The organism is Corallococcus sp. AB032C, assembly GCF_003668935.1.
In the GTDB taxonomy this organism is placed as follows: Bacteria; Myxococcota; Myxococcia; order Myxococcales; family Myxococcaceae; genus Corallococcus; species Corallococcus exiguus.
In genome coordinates this window covers 44,074-65,550 of the sequence record NZ_RAWP01000042.1, presented here as the reverse complement: position 1 = coordinate 65,550, position 21,477 = coordinate 44,074, and the positions used below count along the sequence as shown (strand labels likewise).

The 21,477-nt window shown below is 69.5% G+C and carries 1 protein-coding gene (only partly in view); it reads right to left on the bottom strand.

The features are described 5' to 3' along the window. Positions 1-21,477: the 5' portion of a non-ribosomal peptide synthetase gene (locus D7X99_RS20060; RefSeq protein ID WP_147476196.1), read on the bottom strand. It extends 7,749 nt beyond the left edge of the window; the window shows 21,477 of its 29,226 coding nt (coding positions 1-21,477); the start codon lies at positions 21,475-21,477; the stop codon falls past the left edge of the window.

Genomic DNA, 21,477 nt, shown 5'->3' with positions numbered 1-21,477 from the left:
GAAGCGCTCGGCGGTGAGTCCCGGACGTCCCGCGTAACCACGCGCCACGCCCACGCCTCCGATGTGCAACTCGCCGCGCACGCCCACGGGCACCGGCTGCCCGTGCGGGTCCAATACGTAGACGCGCACGTTCGCCAGCGGCTTGCCGATGGGCGGCACGTTCCCATCCGCCACCACCTCGCCCAGTGTGGCGATGACGGTGGCTTCCGTCGGGCCGTACGTATTGAGCAGGCGACGACCCGGAGCCCATCGCGCGGCGACGTCCGCGGGCAGGGCTTCACCGCCGGAGATGACGGTGCGTACGTTGGGCAGCCCCTCGGAGGACGTGGCCGCCAGCGCCGCGGGGGTGAGGCTGACGACGCTCAGCTCCTGCTCACGCAGCAGCACGGGCAGCGACACGCCCGGCATCAGCTTCTCCAGCGGCGCGAGCACCAGCGTGGCGCCGTTGCATAGCGTGGTGAAGATCTCCTCCACCGACAGGTCGAAGCTGAGGCTGGCGAACTGAAGCACGCGGCTGCCAGGGCCGATGCCGTACGCCACCGCTTCGTGGGTGACCAGGTTGGCCACGCCGCGATGCTCCACCGCCGTGCCCTTTGGCGTCCCCGTGCTGCCCGAGGTGTAGAGCAGGTACGCCATGTTCGCGGGCGTCACGCCCGTCACGGGCGCATCCGTCGACTCCCTGGCCAGCGACTCGCGCTCCGTATCCAGGCAGAGCGCACGGGAATGCAGGGCCTCCGGGAAACGGGCCACCAGTGGCTGCTGGGTGACGAGCACCTGCGCCGCGCTGTCCTCCAGCATGAAGGCCAGGCGCTCCCGGGGCAGGAGCGGATCCACGGGCACCCAGGCGCCACCGGCCTTCAGGATGCCGAGCAGGCCCATGACGATGTCGAGGGAGCGCTCGACGCTGAGGGCGACGCGGACCTCCGGGCCCACGCCACGACGGCGCAGGGCGTGGGCGAGCTGATTGGCGTGCGCGTCGAGCTGCGCGTACGTCAGTTGCGTTCCCTCGAAGACAGCCGCCACGGCCTCTGGCGCGCGACGGACCTGCGCCTCGAAGAGCGCATGCAGGCAGGACTCGGGGAAGGGCACGCGCGTGGCGTTCCACTCCACCAGCATTTCGCGGCGCTCGGCGCCGGTCAGCATGGGCAGGCGGGACACGCGCGTGTCCGGGCGCGCGACCGCGCCTTCGAACAGCGAGAGCAGGTGCGAGACCATCCGCTGGATGGTGCCCGCGTCGAACAGCTCCGTGCTGTACTCCATCGATCCGGAGAAGCCCTGAGGTGTCTCCATGAACGACACGCTCAGGTCGAACTTCGCGACGGGGCTCTCCACGTTCACCGGTTGGAGCGCCAGGTCCGGCAGCCGCAGCTCGCCCATCGGCAGGTTCTGGAGGGAGAGCATCGTCTGGAAGAGCGGCGTGTGGCTGCGGCTGCGCTCGGGCTGGAGGACCTCCACCAGCTTCTCGAACGGGACCTCCTGGTGCTCGTACGCATCCAGCACCGTTTCGCGCACCTGGGCGAGCAACTGCCGGAAGGACAGGGCGCCGTCCACGTTCGCGCGCAGCACGAGCGTGTTGACGAAGAAGCCGATGAGCCCCTCCAGCTCCGCGCGCATGCGGCCCGCGATGGGTGAACCCACGCTGATGTCCTGCTGGCCGCTGTAGCGCGCCATCAGCACCTGCCACCCGGCCAGCAGCACCATGTACAGCGAGGCCCCTTCCCGCTGGGCCAGGGACTTGAGCGCCCCCGTCAGCGACCGGGACAGGGTGAAGGAGTACGTCGCTCCCGCGATGCCCCGCTCGGACGGACGCGGGCGGTCCGTGGGCAGCTCCAGCACCGGCGGCGCGCCGGCGAGCTTCCGCTTCCAGTAGTCCACCTGCCGCGCGAGGACTTCTCCCTGGAGCCGGCCGCGTTGCCAGGACGCGTAGCGCGCGTACTGCACGGGCAGCTCGGGCAGGGGGGACGGCTGCCCCGAGGAGAAGGCCGCGTAGAGCGCGACCACCTCGCGGATCAACACGCCCAGCGACCAGCCGTCCGACACGATGTGGTGCATCGTCACCACGAGGACGCTCTCGCGCTCCCCGAGCGTGAACAGCCGGGTGCGGATCAACGGCCCTTGGCCCAGGTCGAAGGGACGGAGCATCTCCTGCTCCACCTGCCAGCGGGCCTCCGCCTCGCGGCGGGCTTCGTCGACAGTCCGCAGGTCCTCCCGGGCCAGTTCCAGCGACAGGGTGGGCTGGATGACCTGGATGGCCTGCCCGCCGCGCTCCTCGAAGGTGGTCCGCAGGGCCTCGTGACGGCGCACGACCTCGTGCAGGGCCCGCTCCAGGGCCGCGACATCCAGCGAGCCCACCAGCCGCACCGCCACAGGCAGGTTGTAGAGCGCCGTTCCGGGCTCCAGCTGGTCAATGAACCACAGGCGCTGCTGCGCGAACGACAGCGGCGGCGTCGTGCCCATCAACGAGTCGCCCGGCATCGAGCTCTGACCGCGGCCCGCCGTCCCCATCCGCTGGGCCAGGGCCTCGAGCGTGGGAGCCTCGAACAGCGCGCGCAGCGGCAGCTCCACGCCGGTCTCCGTGCGGATGCGCGACACCACCTGCGTCACCAGCAGCGAGTGGCCTCCGAGCGCGAAGAAGTCGTCCTTCACGCCCACCTGGGGGACTCGCAGCACCTCCGCCCAGATGGCCGCCAACTTCGCTTCCATCTCCGTGCGCGGGGCCACGTACGTGCGGGTGGAGGTCGGTGCCTCCGGCTCCGGCAGGGCCTTGCGGTCCACCTTGCCGTTGGAGTTGAGCGGCAGTGCCTCCAGCACCACCACTGCTCCGGGCACCATGTACTCAGGCAACCGCTGACGCAGACTTGCCTTGAGGGCCTCCGCTTCCAACGTCGCGCCGACCTTCGGCGCCACGTACGCCACGAGGCGCTTCTCCGCGCCCTCCCCCTTCGCCACTACCACTGCGTCCTTCACCGCCTCCTGCTGACGCAGGGCTGCTTCGACTTCGCCCAGCTCGATGCGGAAGCCTCGCACCTTCACCTGGAAGTCCACTCGGCCCAGGTACTCCAGCACTCCGTCCGCGCGGTACCGCACCCGGTCCCCCGTGCGGTACATGCGGCTGCCCTCCGGGCCGTAGACTTCCGGCAGGAACTTCTCCGCCGTCAGCTCCGGCCTCAGCAGGTAGCCGCGCGCCTGGCCCTCTCCCGCCAGGAACAGCTCTCCCGCTACGCCCACCGGAACCGGTTGCAGGTACTTGTCCAACACGTACGCGCGCGTGTTGGTGAGCGGCCGGCCGATGTTCGGCACCTCTGCGCGCCCCACCAGCGACCACGTCGAGTACGTCGTGTCTTCAGACGGGCCGTACAGGTTGTAGAGCTTCTGCACCGTCGGCACCGCGTACACGGCCTTCGCCAACGTCTCCGGCAGTGCTTCGCCAGCGAGATTCACTACGCGCACCGACGGCGGCACGGCGTTCAGCCGCACCAACTGCGCCATCGCCGACGGCACTGTGTTGATGAGCGTCACCTCCGCGTCCGGCTTCTCCTCCGCCAGGTGCAGGGCATTGCGCACCACCACCACGCTGCCGCCCCTCACCAACGGAGCGAAGAGTTCGAACACCGAGAGGTCGAAGTTCAGGCTCGTTGCCGCGAGCACTGCCTTCGTCTCCTCCTCCGTGAACGTCTCCGTTGCCCACGACAGGAAGGCCACCGCGTTCCGGTGCGTCACAGCGACGCCCTTCGGACGGCCTGTGCTTCCCGACGTGTAGATGAGGTACGCCACGTTTTCAGGCCGGGGCCCTGCCTCTGGCGCTTCGGTCGGCTCCATGGCCAATGTCGCGTCCGTGTCCAGGCACACCGCCTGCGCGCTGAAGGCGGGCAACGACTCCAGCAGGTGCGAGTGCGCCACCAGTGCCGGGCCCTGCGCATCCTCCAGCAGCCAGCCCAAGCGCTCCTTCGGGTAGCTCGGGTCCAACGGCACGTAGGCGCCGCCCGCCTTGAGGATGCCCAGCGTGCCCACCACGACGTCCGCCGTGCGCTCCACGCACAGGCCCACTCGCGACTCCGGACCCACGCCCAGCTTGCGCAGCCGGTGTGCCAGCTGGTTCGCCTTCGCCTCCACCTCCCGGTACGTCAGTTGCTGCTTGCCGCTCACCACGGCCACGGCATCCGGCGTGCGCTTCGCCTGCGCCTCGAAGAGCGCCGGAATCGTCGCGTTCCGGTCGTACTCCGCCTGCTGCTGGTTCCACGTCACCAACACCTGCTGGCGCTCCGCTTCAGTCAGCATGGGCAGCTGGCCCACCGCTGCGTCCGGCTTCGCCACCATGCCTTCCAGCAGCATGCGCAGGTGATCCACCATCCGGCGCACCGTCGCTGCTTCGAACAGGTCAGTGCTGTACTCCACCGCTCCGGCCAGCCCGTCCGGTGTCTCCGTGAAGAAGAGGCTCAGGTCGAACTTCGACGTGCGGCCTTCGTAGGGCACAGGCTTGAGAACCAGGCCGGGGAGTCTGGACTCCTCGATGGGCACGTTCTGGAGCGACATCGACGTCTGGAACAGCGGCGTGTGGCTCAGGCTGCGCTCGGGCTGCAGCGCCTCCACCAGCTTTTCGAAGGGCACGTCCTGGTGCTCGTACGCGCCCAGGACCGTTCCCCTCACCTGCTTCAGCAGCTCACGGAAGGACGCCTCTCCGTCGACCTGGGTGCGCAGCACCAGCGTGTTGACGAAGAAGCCGATGAGCCCTTCGACCTCCGCGCGCGTCCGGCCCGCGATGGGCGAACCCACGCTGATGTCCGTCTGCCCCGAGTAGCGCGACAGCAGCACCTGCCACCCGGCCAGCAGCGCCATGAACAGCGAGGCGCCCTCCTGCTGGGCCAGCGCGCTCAACCGCTGGGACAGATCCAGCGGCAGCATGAAGCCCAGCGTCGTGCCGACGTTGGTGCGCACCGCCGGACGCGGACGGTCCGTCGGCAGCTCCAGCACCGGCGGCGCCCCCATCAACGACTGCTTCCAGTAGTCCACCTCGCGCGCCAGGGCCTCATCTCGCAGCCAGTCACGCTGCCAGGCCGCGTAGTCCCCGTACTGCACGGGCAGCTCTGGCAAGGGTGACGGCTGCCCCGAGGAGAAGGCCGCGTACAGCGCGCCCACTTCGCGGATCAACACGCCCAGCGACCAGCCGTCCGACACGATGTGGTGCATCGAGACGACCAGCGCGTGCTCCCGATTGCCCAACTTCAGCAGGAGCGCTCGAAGCAGCGGACCGCGCGACAGGTCGAACGGCTTCAACATCTCCTGTTCAATCCGCTGCCGTGCAGCCGCCTCGGACACCTCCACCCGCTCCAGGTGCAGTGCCATGTCTGAATGGATGACCTGGAGGGGCTGACCGTTCTGCACCTCGAAGGTCGTGCGCAGGGCCTCGTGACGGATCACGACCTCACGCAGGGCGCGCTCCAGGACGCCCACGTCCAGGTCACCTTCCAACCGCAGTGCCACGGGCATGTTGTAGAGCGCGGTGCCCGGCTCCAGCTGGTCGATGAACCACAACCGCTGCTGCGCGAACGACAGCGGTCGGGCGGCGGCCCCCAGCCTGCGCTTCATCGCCGTCTTGCTCGAGGACGCGGCTTTCTCCAGCTGATGGGCGAGCGACTCCACCGTGCGCGAGTCGAACAGCGCGCGCAGCGGCAGCTCCGCGCCCATCTCCGCGCGCACTCGCGACACCACCTGCGTCGCCAGCAGGGAGTGGCCACCCAGCGCGAAGAAATCGTCCTTCACGCCCACCTGAGGCACCCGCAGCACCTCCGCCCAGATGGCCGCGAGCCTTGCTTCCGCATCCGTGCGCGGAGCCTCGTAGGTACTTCCGGCCTTTTGAGCATCCGGCTCCGGCAGGGCCTTGCGGTCCACCTTGCCGTTGGAATTGAGCGGCAGTGCGTCCAGCACCACCACTGCTCCGGGCACCATGTACTCCGGCAAGCGCTGACGCAGGCTCGCCTTCAGCGACTCCGCTTCCAGCGTCGCGCCGGCCTTCGGGGCCACGTACGCCACGAGGCGCTTCTCCGCCCCCTCCCCCTTCGCCACCACCACTGCGTCCTTCACCGTCTCCTGCTGGCGCAGCGCGGACTCCACTTCGCCCAGCTCGATGCGGAAGCCTCGCACCTTCACCTGGAAGTCCACCCGGCCCAGGTACTCCAGCACTCCGTCCGCGCGGTACCGCACCCGGTCTCCCGTGCGGTACATGCGGCTGCCTTCCGGGCCGTACACCTCCGGCAGGAACTTCTCCGCCGTCAGCTCCGGCCTCAGCAGGTAGCCGCGCGCCTGGCCTTCTCCCGCCAGGAACAGCTCTCCCGCCACGCCCACCGGCACCGGCTGCAGGTACTTGTCCAGCACGTACGCACGCGTGTTGGTGAGCGGCCGGCCGATGTTCGGCACTTCATTCCGCCCCACCAGCGACCACGTCGAGTACGTCGTGTCTTCCGACGGGCCGTACAGGTTGTACAGCTTCTGCACCGTGGGGATGCCGTAGACGCCCTTCGCCAGCGTCTCGGGCAGTGCCTCGCCAGCGAGATTCACTACGCGCACCGACGGCGGCACGGCGTTCAGCCGCACCAACTGCGCCATCGCCGACGGCACCGTGTTGATGAGCGTGACGTCCGCCTCCGGCTTCTCCTCCGCCAGGTGCAGAGCATTGCGCACCACCACCACGCTGCCGCCTCGCACCAGCGGCGTGAACAGCTCGAACACCGAGAGGTCGAAGTTCAGGCTCGTTGCCGCGAGCACCGCCTTCGTCTCCTCCTCCGTGAACGTCTCCGTTGCCCACGCGAGGAAAGCCACCGCATTCCGGTGCGTCACCGCGACGCCCTTCGGACGGCCCGTGCTTCCCGACGTGTAGATGAGGTACGCCACATTCTCCGGGCGCACCTCCGGCGTCAGCGGGCAGCAGGACTCTTCCGCCCACTCCTCTTCACGGTCCAGGCACACCGCCTGAGCGCTGAAGGCAGGCAGTGACTCCAAGAGGTGCGAGTGCGCCACCAGCGCCGGGCCCTGCGCATCCTCCAACAGCCAACCCAGGCGCTCCTTCGGGTAGCTCGGATCCAACGGCACGTACGCGCCTCCCGCCTTGAGGATGCCCAGCGTGCCCACCACCACGTCGGCTGTGCGCTCCACGCACAGGCCTACGCGTGACTCCGGGCCCACGCCCAGCTTGCGCAGCCGGTGCGCCAGCTGGTTCGCCTTCGCCTCCACCTCCCGATACGTCAGCCGCTGCTTGCCGCTCACCACGGCGACGGCCTCAGGCGTTCGCTTCGCTTGCGCCTCGAAGAGCTGGGGAATCGTCGCGTCGTGCGCGTACTCCGCCTGCTGCCGGTTCCACGTCACCAGCACCTGCTGGCGCTCCGCTTCCATCAGCATGGGCAACTGGCCCATCGCTGCGTCCGGCTTCGCCACCATTCCTTCGAACAGCACCCGCAGGTGCTCCGCCATCCGGCGCACCGTCGCTGCCTCGAACAGGTCGGTGCTGTACTCCACCGCGCCCGTCAGCCCGTCTGGCGTCTCCATGAAGAAGAGGCTCAGGTCGAACTTCGACGTCCGGCCTTCGTAGGCCACGGGCTTGAGCGTCAAGCCCGGCAGTCGCGTTTCGCTCTCAGGCAGGTTCTGGAGCGCCAGGAACACCTGGAACAGCGGCGTGTGACGCCGGTCGCGCTCGGGCTGGAGCGCCTCCACCAGCTTCTCGAACGGCACGTCCTGGTGCTCGTACGCGCCCAGCACCGTCTCCCGCACCTGCGTGAGCAGCGCCCGGAAGGACTGGCCTCCATCCACCTGGGCGCGCAGCACCAGCGTGTTGACGAAGAAGCCGATGAGGCCCTCCACCTCCGCGCGCGTACGGCCCGCGATGGGCGAACCCACGCTGATGTCGTCCTGCCCCGAGTACCTCGACAGCAGGACCTGCCAACCCGCCAGCAGCGCCATGTACAGCGACGCACCTTCCCGCTGGGCCAGCGCCTTGAGGTCCCCCGTCAGCGACCGGGACAGGGGGAAGGAGTACGTCGCTCCCGCGCTGCCACGCACCGGCGGACGGGGATGGTCCGTGGGCAGCTCCAGCACCGGCGGCGCGCCAACGAGCTTCCGCTTCCAGTAGTCCACCTCCCGCTGGAGCGTCGCGCCCTGCAACCCATCGCGCTGCCAGGCTGCGTAGTCCGCGTACTGCACGGGGAGCTCTGGCAGCGGCGAGGGACGACCTTCCGCGAAGGCCGCGTACAGCGCGCCCACCTCCCGGATCAGCACGCCCAGCGACCAGCCGTCCGACACGATGTGATGCATCGTGACGACCAACACGTGCTCCGAGCTTCCCAGCGTCAGCAGGAGTGCCCGGATCAGCGGACCGCGCGACAGGTCGAACGGCTTCAACATCTCCTGCTCGATCCGCTGCCGCGCATCCCCCGAGGACACCTCCACCCGCTCCAGGTGCAGGGTCATGTCCGAGTGGATGACCTGGAGGGACTGACCGTCCTTCTCCGCGAACGTCGTCCGCAGCGCTTCATGGCGCCGCACCACTTCGCGCAGCGCACGCTCCAGGACGTCCTGACGCAGCGCTCCCTCCAGCCGCACCGCGACGGGCACGTTGTAGAGCGCCGTCCCCGACTCCAGCTGGTCGATGAACCACAACCGCTGCTGCGCGAACGACAGCGGCCGGGCCGCATCCCCCAGCCTGCGCTCCATCGTGTTCTTGCCAGAGAACGCGGTCTGCCCCAGCTGACGAGCGAGTGACTCGACCGTGCGCGCTTCGAACAGCGCACGCAGCGGCAGCTCCGCGCCCGTCTCCGCGCGAACCCGCGACACGACTTGTGTCGCGAGCAGCGAGTGGCCGCCGAGCGCGAAGAAGTCGTCCTTCACGCCGACCCGAGGGACGCGCAGCACCTCCGCCCAGATGGCCGCCAGCTTCGCTTCCGTCTCCGTGCGCGGGGCTGCGTAGGTGATGATGGCTGCTGGCGCCTCCGGATCCGGTAGCGCCTTGCGGTCCACCTTGCCGTTGGAGTTGAGCGGCAGTGCCTCCAGCACCACCACCGCCCCGGGCACCATGTACTCCGGCAGCCGTTGGCGCAGGCTCGCCTTGAGCGACTCCGCTTCCAGCGTAGCGCCGGCCTTCGGCGCTACGTACGCCACGAGCCGCTTCTCCGCGCCCTCCCCCTTCGCCACCACCACTGCGTCCTTCACCGCCTCCTGCTGGCGCAGGGCTGCTTCGACTTCGCCCAGCTCGATGCGGAAGCCTCGCACCTTCACCTGGAAGTCCACCCGGCCCAGGTACTCCAGCACTCCGTCCGCGCGGTACCGCACCCGGTCTCCCGTGCGGTACATCCGGCTGCCTTCGGGGCCGTACACCTCCGGCAGGAACTTCTCCGCCGTCAGCTCCGGCCTCAGCAGGTAGCCCCGTGCCTGGCCTTCGCCCGCCAGAAACAGCTCTCCCGCCACGCCCACCGGTACCGGCTGCAGGTACTTGTCCAGCACGTAGGCCCGCGTGTTGGTGAGCGGCCGGCCGATGTTCGGCACCTCATTCCGCCCCACCAGCGACCACGTCGAGTACGTCGTGTCTTCCGACGGGCCGTACAGGTTGTACAGCTTCTGCACCGTCGGCACCGCGTACACGGCCTTCGCCAGCGTCTCGGGCAGCGCTTCGCCAGCGAGATTCACTACGCGCACCGACGGCGGCACGGCGTTCAGCCGCACCAACTGCGCCATCGCCGACGGCACCGTGTTGATGAGCGTGACGTCCGCCTCCGGCTTCTCCTCCGCCAGGTGCAGGGCATTGCGCACCACCACCACACTGCCGCCTCTCACCAGCGGCGCGAAGAGTTCGAACACCGAGAGGTCGAAGTTCAGGCTCGTCGCCGCGAGCACCGCCTTCGTCTCCTCCTCCGTGAACGTCTCCGTTGCCCACGCCAGGAAGGCCACTGCGTTCCGGTGCGTCACCGCCACGCCCTTCGGACGGCCCGTGCTTCCGGACGTGTAGATGAGGTACGCCACGTTCTCCGGGCGCACCTCCGGCGTCAGCGGGCAGCAGGACTCTTCCGCCCACTCCTCTTCACGGTCCAGGCACACCGCCTTCGCGCTGAAAGCGGGCAACGACTCCAAGAGGTGCGAATGCGCCACCAGTGCCGGGCCCTGCGCGTCCTCCAGCAGCCAACCCAGGCGCTCCTTCGGGTAGCTCGGATCCAACGGCACGTACGCGCCGCCCGCCTTCAGGATGCCCAGCGTGCCCACCACCACGTCGGCTGTGCGCTCCACGCACAGGCCCACTCGCGACTCCGGGCCCACTCCCAGCTTGCGCAGCCGGTGCGCCAGCTGGTTCGCCTTCGCCTCCACCTCCCGGTACGTCAGCCGCTGCTTGCCGCTCACCACGGCCACGGCATCCGGCGTGCGCTTCGCTTGTGCCTCGAAGAGCTGGGGAATCGTCGCGTCGCGGTCGTACTCTGCCTGCTGCTGATTCCACGTCACCAGCACCTGCTGGCGCTCCGCGTCCGTCAGCATGGGCAGCCGGCCCACTGCCTCCTCCGGCTTCGCCACCACGCCTTCCAGCAGCACGCGCAGGTGCTCCACCATCCGGCGCACCGTCGCCGATTCGAACAAGTCGGTGCTGTACTCCACCGCTCCGCTCAAGCCCTGCGCCGTCTCCGTGAAGAAGATGCTCACGTCGAACTTCGACGTACGGAGCTCCAGCTCCAGCGGCTTCATCGTCAGCCCAGGCAGGCGCGCCTCCCCATCGGGCGTGTTCTGCAATGCCAGCAGGGACTGGAACAGCGGCGTGTGGCTCAGGCTGCGCTCCGGCTGCAGCGCTTCCACCAGCTTCTCGAACGGCACGTCCTGGTGCTCGTACGCCTCCAGCACCGTGCCTTTCACCTGCGTCAGCAGCTCGCGGAAGGATTTCTCTCCGTCCACCTGGGCGCGCAGCACCAGCGTGTTGACGAAGAAGCCAATGAGCCCTTCCAGCTCGGCTCTCGTCCGCCCCGCGATGGGCGAACCCACGCTGATGTCCGTCTGCCCTGAGTAGCGGGACAGCAGCGCCTGCCATGCGGCCAGCAGCACCATGTACAGCGATGCACTCTCGCGCTGCGCCAGCGCCTTCAGCCCCTGCTCCAGCGATGACGGCAGCACGAAGGGATGGATCGCACCCGCGTTGCCTCGCACCGCGGGACGCGGACGGTCCGTCGGCAACTCCAGGACCGGCGGCGTCCCGGCGAGCTTCCCCCTCCAGAAGTCCACTTCCTTCTGGAGCGTCTTTCCCTGCAACCAGCCGCGCTGCCACGCCGCGTATCCCGCGTACTGCAGCGACAGCTCCGGCAGCGGCGACGGACGCCCTTCCGTGAAGGCCGCGTACAACGCTCCCACTTCGCGGATCAGCACTCCCAGCGACCAGCCATCCGACACGATGTGGTGCATCGTGATGAGCATCACGTGCTCGGTGGCTCCCAGCTTCAACAGGCTCGCCCGGATGAGCGGCCCCCTGTACAGGTCGAAGGGCTCCGCCAGCTCCAATCCGAGCCGGCGCCGGACTTCCGCCTCCCGCTGCTCGCCGTCCAATGCCCCCAGGTCGATCTGCACCATGGAGAGGCGCACTTCGTCGGCATGGATGCGCTGCACGGGCTGGCCCCCGTGCAGTTCGAACGTCGTTCGGAGGGATTCGTGGCGCCGGACGATTTCACGCAGGACCCAGTCCAGGGCTCCCACGTCCAGCTCGCCTTCCAGGCGCACCGCGACGGGCACGTTGTAGAGCGCCGAGCCCGGCTCCAACTGGTCGATGAACCACAGGCGCTGCTGCGCGAACGACAGCGGCGACGGCCCAGCGTTCGCGATCGACTCCAGCGCCACGGGCAGCGGACGCTCGGCCGTCTCCAGCCGTCGGGCCAGGGCTTCAAGCGTCGGAGCCTCGAACAACGTCCGCAGTGGCAGCTCCGCGCCCAGCTCCTTCCGGATCCGCGACACCACCTGGGTCGCCAGCAGCGAGTGCCCACCCAGCGCGAAGAAGTTGTCCCGCACCCCGACACGCGGGACGCGCAGCACTTCCGCCCAGATGGCCGCCAGCTTCCGCTCCGACTCCGTGCGAGGCGCTTCGTAATCGTGCTCCGAAGCAGCCGCTTCGATTTCAGGCAGCGCCTTGCGGTCCACCTTGCCGTTGGCCGTGAGCGGCAGCGCGTCCAACACGCCCATCGCCGACGGCACCATGTACTCCGGCAATCGCTGCCGCAGCTCCGCGTCCACTGCCTTTGGGTCGATGTTCTGTCCCGGCTTCGCCACGAGCCACGCGACGAGCCGCTTGTCTCCGCCGACGTCGCGCACCACCGCCACGGCTTCCGCCACGTCCGGATGCTGGAGGAGGGCCGCTTCCACCTCGCCCAACTCGATGCGGAAGCCGCGCACCTTCACCTGGAAGTCGGTGCGCCCCAGGAACTCCAGCGTCCCGTCTTCCTTCCAGCGCGCCTTGTCTCCCGTCCGGTACAGCCGGGCACCGGGCTCCGTGCTGAACACGTTCGGAACGAAGCGCTCCGCCGTCAGGTCCGTACGGTTGAGGTAGCCCCACGCCAGGCCTTCGCCGCCGACGTACAGCTCTCCCGGCACGCCCACTCCGGCCACGCCGCCGTACCCGTCCAACACGTACGCCGTCGAGTTTCCAATCGGCTTGCCGATGGGCACTGAAGCCATGACGGCCGAGTCACGCGTGAGCGCGTGCGTCGCGGAGAACGTCGTGTTCTCCGTCGGGCCGTACCCGTTCACCAGCACCGCGCCTTCCGGCAAGTGCTTCAAGTGCTCGCGCACTCGCTGCGCCGGCAATACGTCGCCGCCCGCGAGGACCTGCGACACTTCCGCCAGCGCGTCCACCTGATGCAGCGCCATCTGTTCGTACAGCGCGGCGGTCAGCCACAGCGTGCTGATGCGCTCCTTGCGCAGCAGCGCGCCCAGCTCCTCCAGCGTCTGCGCGTGCGGCGGCGCCAGCACCAGCTTCGCTCCGTGCAGCAGCGCGCCCCAGAGTTCCAGCGTCGAGGCGTCGAAGGCCACCGGCGCCAGTTGCAGCCAGACCTCCTCCGGCCCGAAGCGCAGGAAGTCGTTGCCCACCACCAGCCGCGTGATGCCCCGGTGCGGCACGCTCACGCCCTTCGGGCGGCCGGTGCTTCCCGACGTGAACATCACGTACGCCAGGTCGTCCGCGCTCACTGCTCCCTGCGGCGCCGAGGTCGGCAGATGCGCGGTTTCGCTCCATGCAGTGTCCAGCAGCAGCGGCGTGCCCGCGCTCGCCGGCAGCTTCTCCACCAGCGACCGCTGCGTCAGCGTCACGCCCACGCCCGCATCTCCCAACAGCAGCGCGATGCGCTCCGCCGGGTAGTTGCGGTCCACCGGGACATACACGCCCCCGGCCTTCAGGATGGCCAGCAGCCCCGCCACCATCTCCAGCGAGCGCTCTACGTACACGCCCACTCGCGTGCCGCGCTTCACTCCCTGGCTCCGCAGGTGATGCGCCAGCTGGTTCGCCTTCGCGTCCAGTTCGCCGTACGTCAGCGCGCCGCCCCCTTCCGCGAGCTTCAGCGCCACCGCGTCTGGCGTCCGCTTCGCCTGCGCCTCGAAGCGGGCGTGCACCGACATGTCACGGGGGGACTGCGTGGCCGTGGGGTTCCACGTCAGCAGCACCTGCTGGCGCTCCGCGTCCGTCAGCATGGACAGCCGGCCCACTGCCTCTTCCGGCTTCGCCACCACTCCTTCCAGCAGCACGCGCAGGTGCTCCACCATCCGGCGCACTGTCGCTGCTTCGAACAACTCGGTGCTGTACTCCACCGCTCCACTCAAGCCCTGCGGCGTCTCCGTGAAGAAGATGCTCACGTCGAACTTCGACGTGCGGATCTCCAGCTCCAAGGGCTTCATCGTCAGCCCGGGCAGCCGCGCCTCTCCCTCGGGCGTGTTCTGCAAGGCCAGCAGTGACTGGAACAGCGGCGTGTGACTCAGGCTGCGCTCCGGCTGCAGCGCCTCCACCAGCTTCTCGAACGGCACGTCCTGGTGCTCGTAGGCCTCCAGCACCGTGCCCCGCACCTGCGTCAGCAGCTCACGGAACGACTTCTCACCGTCCACCCGCGCATGCAGCACCAGCGTGTTGACGAAGAAGCCGATGAGCCCTTCCAGCTCCGCACGCGTGCGCCCCGCGATGGGCGAACCCACGCTGATGTCCGTCTGCCCGCTGTAGCGAGACAGCAGCATCTGCCACGCCGCCAGCAGCACCATGTACAGCGATGCACCTTCGCGTTGCGCCAGCGCCTTCAGTCCCTGCTCCAGCGACGACGGCAGCACGAAGGAATGAACCGCTCCCGCGTTGCCTCGCACCGCCGGCCGCGGATGGTCCGTGGGCAACTCCAGGACGGGCGGCGTCCCGGCGAGCTTCCCCCTCCAGAAGTCCACCTCCCTCTGGAGCGTCTCTCCCTGCAACCAACCGCGCTGCCACGCCGCGTAGCCCGCGTACTGCAACGACAGCTCTGGCAGCGGCGACGGACGCCCTTCCGTGAAGGCCGCGTACAACGCTCCCACTTCGCGGATCAGCACTCCCAGCGACCAGCCATCCGACACGATGTGGTGCATCGTGATGAACAGCACGTGCTCGGCGGCTCCCAGCCTCAGCAGGCTCGCCCGGATGAGCGGCCCCTTTTGCAGGTCGAAGGGCTCCGCCAACTCCACTCCGAGCCGGCGCCGGACCTCCGACTCCCGCTGCTCGCTGTCGATTCCCTCCAGGTCGACGTCCGCCACCGGCAGGCGCGCGTGGGGATGGATGCGCTGGACGGGCTGGCCCTCGTGCAGCTCGAACGTCGTGCGGAGGGATTCGTGGCGCCGGACGATTTCGTCCAGGGCTCGTACGAGCGCTCCCCGCTTCAAGGCGCCCCGCAGCCGGACCGCGACGGGCACGTTGTAGATCGCGCTTCCCGGCTCCATCTGGTCGATGAACCACAGGCGCTGCTGCGCGAACGACAGGGGCGGCGCTTCATCACTCGCGGCGGACTTCAGCGCCGTGGACTGGTGACTCGCGGCCGTTCCCAGCCGCTCGGCCAGGACTTCGAGCACGGGTGCCTCGAAGAGGACCCGCAATGAGATCTCCACTCCGAACTCCGAGCGGATCCGTGACACCACCTGCGTCGCCAGCAGCGAGTGACCACCGAGCGAGAAGAAGTTGTCCCTCAGCCCCACCCAGGGAACCCGCAGGACCTCCGCCCAGATGGCCGCCAGCTTCTTCTCCACCTCCGTGCGGGGCGCTTCGAAGGCGGTGCCTGCCTCCTGCGCTTCCAGCGCCATGAGCGCCTTGCGGTCCACCTTGCCGTTGGCCGTGAGCGGCAGCGCTTCCAACACGCCCATCGCCGACGGCACCATGTACTCCGGCAACCGCTGCCGCAGCTCCGCTTCCACGGCCTTCGGGTCGATGTTCTGCCCCGGCTTCGCCACGAGCCACGCGACAAGCCGCTTGTCCCCGCCAACGTCGCGTACCACCGCCGCGGCTTCCGCCACGGCCGGCTGCTGAAGGAGGGCCGCTTCCACCTCGCCCAGCTCGATGCGGAAGCCACGCACCTTCACCTGGAAGTCGGTGCGCCCCAGGAACTCCAGCGTCCCGTCTTCCTTCCAGCGCGCCTTGTCTCCCGTCCGGTACAGCCGCGCGCCGGGCTCCGTGCTGAACGCGTTCGGAACGAAGCGCTCCGCCGTCAGGTCCGTACGGTTGAGGTAGCCCCACGCCAGGCCTTCGCCACCCACGAACAGCTCACCCGGTACGCCTACTCCGGCCACATCACCGTGCGGCTCCAGCACGTAGGCCGTCGAGTTCCCAATCGGTTTGCCGATGGGCACCGAAGCGGTGAGTTCCGTGTCGCGTGTGAGCGCGTGCGTCGCGGAGAACGTCGTGTTCTCCGTCGGGCCGTACCCGTTCACCAGCACCGCGCCTCGTGGCAGGCGCTTCAGGTGCTCGCGCACTCGCTGGGCTGGCAGCACGTCGCCGCCCGCGAGCACTCGCGAGACCTCGGCCAGCGCGTCCACCTGGTGCAGCGCCATCTGTTCGTACAGCGCGGCGGTCAGCCACAGCGTGCTGATGCGCTCCTTGCGCAGCAGCGCGCCCAACTCCTCCAGTGCCAACGCGTGCGGCGGCGCCAGCACCAACTTCGCTCCGTGCAGCAGCGCGCCCCAGAGTTCCAGCGTCGACGCGTCGAAGGCCACCGGCGCCAGTTGCAGCCAGACCTCCTCCGGCCCGAAGCGCAGGAAGTCGTTGCCCACCACCAGCCGCGTGATGCCCCGGTGCGGCACGCTCACGCCCTTCGGCCGGCCCGTGCTTCCCGACGTGAACATCACGTACGCCAGGTCTTCGGCGCTGACCTCCACCCGCGGCGCCGTCTCCGGGTGCCGGGCCGCTTCGACCCACACCGTGTCCAGCAGCAGCGGCGTTCCCGCGCTCGCCGGCAGCTTCTCCACCAGCGACCGCTGCGTCAGCGTCACGCCTACGCCCGCATCTCCCAACAGCAGCGCGATGCGCTCCGCTGGGTAGTTGCGGTCCACCGGCACGTACGCGCCTCCCGCCTTCAGGATGGCCAGCAGCCCCGCCACCATCTCCAGCGAGCGCTCCACGTACACGCCCACTCGCGTGCCGCGCTTCACTCCCTGGCTCCGCAGGTGATGCGCCAACTGGTTCGCCTTCGCGTCCAGCTCGCCGTACGTCAGCGTCCGCCCGTCATGCACCTGGATCGCCACGGCGTCCGGCGTCCTCCGGGCCTGCTCGGAGAACAGCGCGTGCACCGGCGTGGTACCCACGGCCTCCGCCGCCATGCGGTTGCCACCGTCGAGGATCCGATGCCGCTCCTCCGCGCCCACCATCGGCAGGCGGGACACGGCGGCCTCCGGACGCGACAGCGCCGCATCCAGCAGGACCCGCAGATGCTCCACCATCCGGCGCACCGTCGCGGCGTCGTACAGCTCGGTGCTGTATTCGACCGAGCCCCTCAGCCCTTCGCCCTCCTCCACGAAGAAGACGCTCAGGTCGAACTTCGACGTGCGGCTCTCCATCATCACCGGCTTGAGCGCCATGCCCGGCAGCCCCAGGTCGCCCTGCGGCACGTTCTGGAGCGCCAGCAGCGTCTGGAACAGCGGCGTGTGACTCAGGCTGCGCTCCGGATGCAGCGCCTCCACCAGCTTCTCGAAGGGCACGTCCTGATGCTCGTAGGCCTCCAGCACCGTGCCTCGCACCTGCTTCAGCAACTCACGGAAGGACGTCTCCCCGTCCACCCGCGCGCGCAGCACCAGCGTGTTGACGAAGAAGCCGATGAGCCCTTCCAGCTCCGCCCGCGTGCGGCCCGCGATGGGCGAACCCACGCTGATGTCCGTCTGCCCTGAGTAGCGCGACAGCAGCACCTGCCAGCCCGCCAGCAGCACCATGTACAGCGATGCGCCCTCACGCTGCGCCAGCGCTCGCAGGCGCTGCGTCATCGAGGGGGACCACTGGAAGAAGTGCATCGTGCCCGCGTTGCCCCGCACCGCCGGACGCGGACGGTCCGTGGGCAACTCCAGGGCGGAGGGCGCTCCCGCGAGCCGGCCCTTCCAGAAGGACACCTCGCGTTCGAGCGCGTCTCCCTGAAGCCAGCCGCGCTGCCAGGCCGCGTAGTCCGCGTACTGGAGCGGCAACTCCGGCAGCGAGGAGGGCTGGCCCTGCACGAACGCCGCGTACAGCGCGCCAATCTCCCGCACGAGCACGCCCAACGACCAACCATCCGAGATGGCGTGGTGCATCGTGAGCGCGAGCAGGTGGTCGTGCTCCTCCAGCCGCACCAACTGTGCTCGGACCAGCGGCCCTCGCGACAGGTCGAAGGACCGCAGCCCCTGCGCCATCACCCGGCGGCGTGCCTCCTGTTCCCGCTCGCCCGCTTCGACGCCGCGCAGGTCCTCTACATCCAGCGGCATCGCCGATGGCGGATGCACCACCTGAACCGGCGTGCCTTCGTGCGACGTGAACGTCGTGCGGAGCGCTTCGTGACGGCGCACCAGTGCATCCAGCGCGCTCTGGAGCGCCGCGACGTCCAGCGCCCCCTCCAGACGGACCGCCAGCGGAACGTTGTAGACCGGGCTGCCCGGCTCCATCTGGTCGATGAACCACAGGCGCTGCTGCGCGAACGACAACGGCAGGGGCTGCTCTCGCGAGACGGGCACCAGCGGCGGGGCGACGGAGCGGGTGGCTCGCTCCAGGCGGAGCGCCAGGGCCTCCAGGGTGGCGGACTCGAACAGCTCCCGCAGCGGCAGCTCCACTCCGAACCCGGCTCGGATCCGAGAGGCCACCTGCGTCGCCAGCAGCGAGTGGCCGCCCAGTTCGAAGAAGTTGTCCGTCACGCCCACCCGGGGCACGCGCAGCACCTGCGCCCAGATGGCCGCCAGCTTCGCTTCGGTCTCCGTGCGGGGCGCCTCGAAGACCTTCTCCGAGCGCGGGGCCTCCGGCTCGGGCAGCGCCTTGCGATCCACCTTGCCGTTCGCACTGAGGGGCAGCGCGTCCAGCGACATCAGGGCCGTGGGCACCATGTACTCCGGCAGCCGCTGCCGCAGGTGCGCCTTGAGCTCCGCCGCGTCGAGCGTCCGCTCCGGCTTCGCGACCGCGTACCCCACCAACTGCTTGTCCGCGCCCTGCCCCCGCGCCACCACCGTGGCCTCCGCCACGTCCGGATGCTGGAGGAGCGCGGCTTCGATTTCGCCCAGCTCGATGCGGAAGCCACGCACCTTGACCTGGAAGTCGGTGCGCCCCAGGAACTCCAGCGTGCCGTCCTCCCTCCACCGGGCCTTGTCGCCCGTGCGGTACAGCCGCGCGCCGGGCTCCGTGCTGAAGGGATGGGGGACGAAGCGCTCCGCCGTGAGGTCCGCGCGGTTGAGGTAGCCCCACGCGAGGCCTTCGCCGCCCACGTGCAGCTCACCCGGGACACCCACGCCCGCCACGTCTCCGTGCGCGTCCAGCACGTACGTCGTCGAGTTTCCAATCGGCTTGCCGATGGACACCGCCCCATCGAGCACCGACCGACCCGTCATCGTGTGCGTGGTGGAGAACGTCGTGTTCTCCGTGGGGCCGTACGCATTCACCAGCACCGCGCCTTCCGGCAGCCGCGCCAGGTGCTCCCTTGCGCGAGGGAGCGGCATCACGTCACCGCCCGTCAGCACCTGCGACACGCCCGCCAGCGCGTCGCCCTGATGCAGCGCCATCTGCTCGTACAGCGCCGTCGTCAGCCACAGGACGCTGACGCGCTCCTGCCTCACCAGCGCGCTCAACTCCTCCAGCGTCAGGGCGTGCGGCGGCGCCAGCACCAGCTTCGCTCCGTGCAGCAGCGCGCCCCACAGCTCCAGCGTCGACGCGTCGAAGGCCACCGGCCCCGTCTGCGACCAGATGGCATCCGGTCCGAAGCGCATGAAGTCGTTGCCCAGCACCAGGCGGGTGATGCCCCGGTGGGGAACGCACACGCCCTTCGGCCGGCCCGTGCTGCCCGACGTGAAGATGATGTACGCGAGGTCTTCTCCGCCCACCTCCACGTCCGGTGCCGTCTCCGGTTCACGACGGATGGACTCCCACGCCGCGTCCACGCAGAGCAGCGTGCCCGCTCCGGCCGGCAGCTTCTCCACCAGCGACTGCTGCGTCAGCGTCACTTCGACGCCCGCGTCCTCCAGCAGCAGCGCGATGCGCTCCGCCGGATAGTTGCGGTCCACCGGCACGTACGCGCCCCCAGCCTTCAGGATGCCGAGCAGCCCGACCACCATCTCCCACGAGCGATCCACGTACACGCCCACCCGCGTGCCACGCTTCACTCCGAGCCCGCGCAGGTGGTGCGCCAGCTGGTTCGCCTTCGCGTCCAGCTCGCCGTACGTCAGCGTCCGGCCATCCACGCCCTGCACCACCGCCACCCGGTCCGGTGACTTGCGCGCCTGCTCCGCGAAGAGCGCGTGCACCGGCCTCTCCCTCGGATACGCCGCCTGCGTCCGGTTCCAGTCCTCGGCCAGCACGCGGCGCTCGGCGGCCTTCACCATGGGCAGCCGGGCCACGGGCATCGCCGGGCGGGCCACGGCGGACTCCAGCAGGCCGCGCAGGTGCTCCACCATCCTCGCGACGGTGGCGGCGTGGAAGAGGTCGGTGTCGAACTCCACGTAGCCGCTCAGGTTCCCTTCCGCCTCCGTGAGCTGGAGGAGCAGGTCGAACTTGGCGGTCTGGGTGTCCACCTCCATCGCGTTCAGCTTCAGGCCCTGCACGGCGACCGGGCCTCGCGGCGCGTTCTGCAGTGCGAACATCGCCTGGAAGAACGGCGTGCGCCCCGAGTCGCGCTCCGGCTGCAGCGCCTCCACCAGTTTCTCGAACGGTACGTCCTGGTGGTCTGTCGCGCCCACCATCGTCTCGCGCAGCTGGCGCACCAGCCCCTGGAACGACAGCTCCGGCGTGAGGCGTGCGCGCAGCACCAGCGTGTTGACGAACATGCCGATGAGGCCTTCGAGCTCCGAGCGGGTCCGGCCCGCCATGGGAGAGCCCACGCTCACGTCGTCCTGCCCGGAGTAGCGCGACAGCAGCGACTGCCACCCGGCCAGGAGCACCATGAACAGCGTCGCGCCCTCCCGCTGAGCCAGCGCCCGGAGCGAGTCCGTCAGATCACGCGGCCACTGGATGGGCGTACGCGCGCCCCGGAAGCCACGCGTCGCGGGCCGGGGCTTATCCGTCGTCAGCTCCAGCGCGGGCGGTGCTCCCGACAACTGCTCACGCCAGTACGCCAGCTGCCGCTCCAACGCCGCGCCCTGCAACGTCTCCCGCTGCCAGGCCGCGTAGTCCGCGTACTGCACGGCCAGCTCCGGCAACGGCGACGGCTGGCCCTGCAGGAACATGGCGTAGAGCACCGCCACCTCGCGCACGAGCACGCCCAGCGACCACCCGTCCGACACGATGTGGTGCATCGCCACCAGCATCAGGTGGTCCGCGTCCCCCAGCTTCACCAGCAGCGCGCGCATCAGCGGGCCCGTGGCCAAATCGAAGGGACGCAGCGCCCCTTCCCGCACCCGGCGCCAGGCTTCGGCCTCCCGCGCTTCCGCCGCGAACGCGCTCACGTCCGTGCGCTCCAGCTCCAACACGGGCGCTTCCGCGAAGTGCTGCACCGGCCCGCTGTCCCCGCCCTGGAAGGTCGTGCGCAGCGACTCGTGACGACGCACCACCTCAAGCAGCGAGCGCTCCAGCACGGGCACGTCCACCGCGCCCTCCAGCCGCACCGCCACGGGCACGTTGTAGAGAGGGCTTCCCGGCGCCAGCTGGTCCATGAACCACAGCCGCTGCTGCGCGAAGGACAGCTCCGCCGGCTTCGACCGGTCCCTCAGCGGGAACGCCGCCCGCGCCGGAGTCCCCGCCGCCTGCTTCTGCGCGGCCATCTTCTTCAGCAGCTCCGCGCGCTTCTCCGGCGACAGATTCGCGATCCGCTTCGACAAATCACCGCTGCTGCTCAT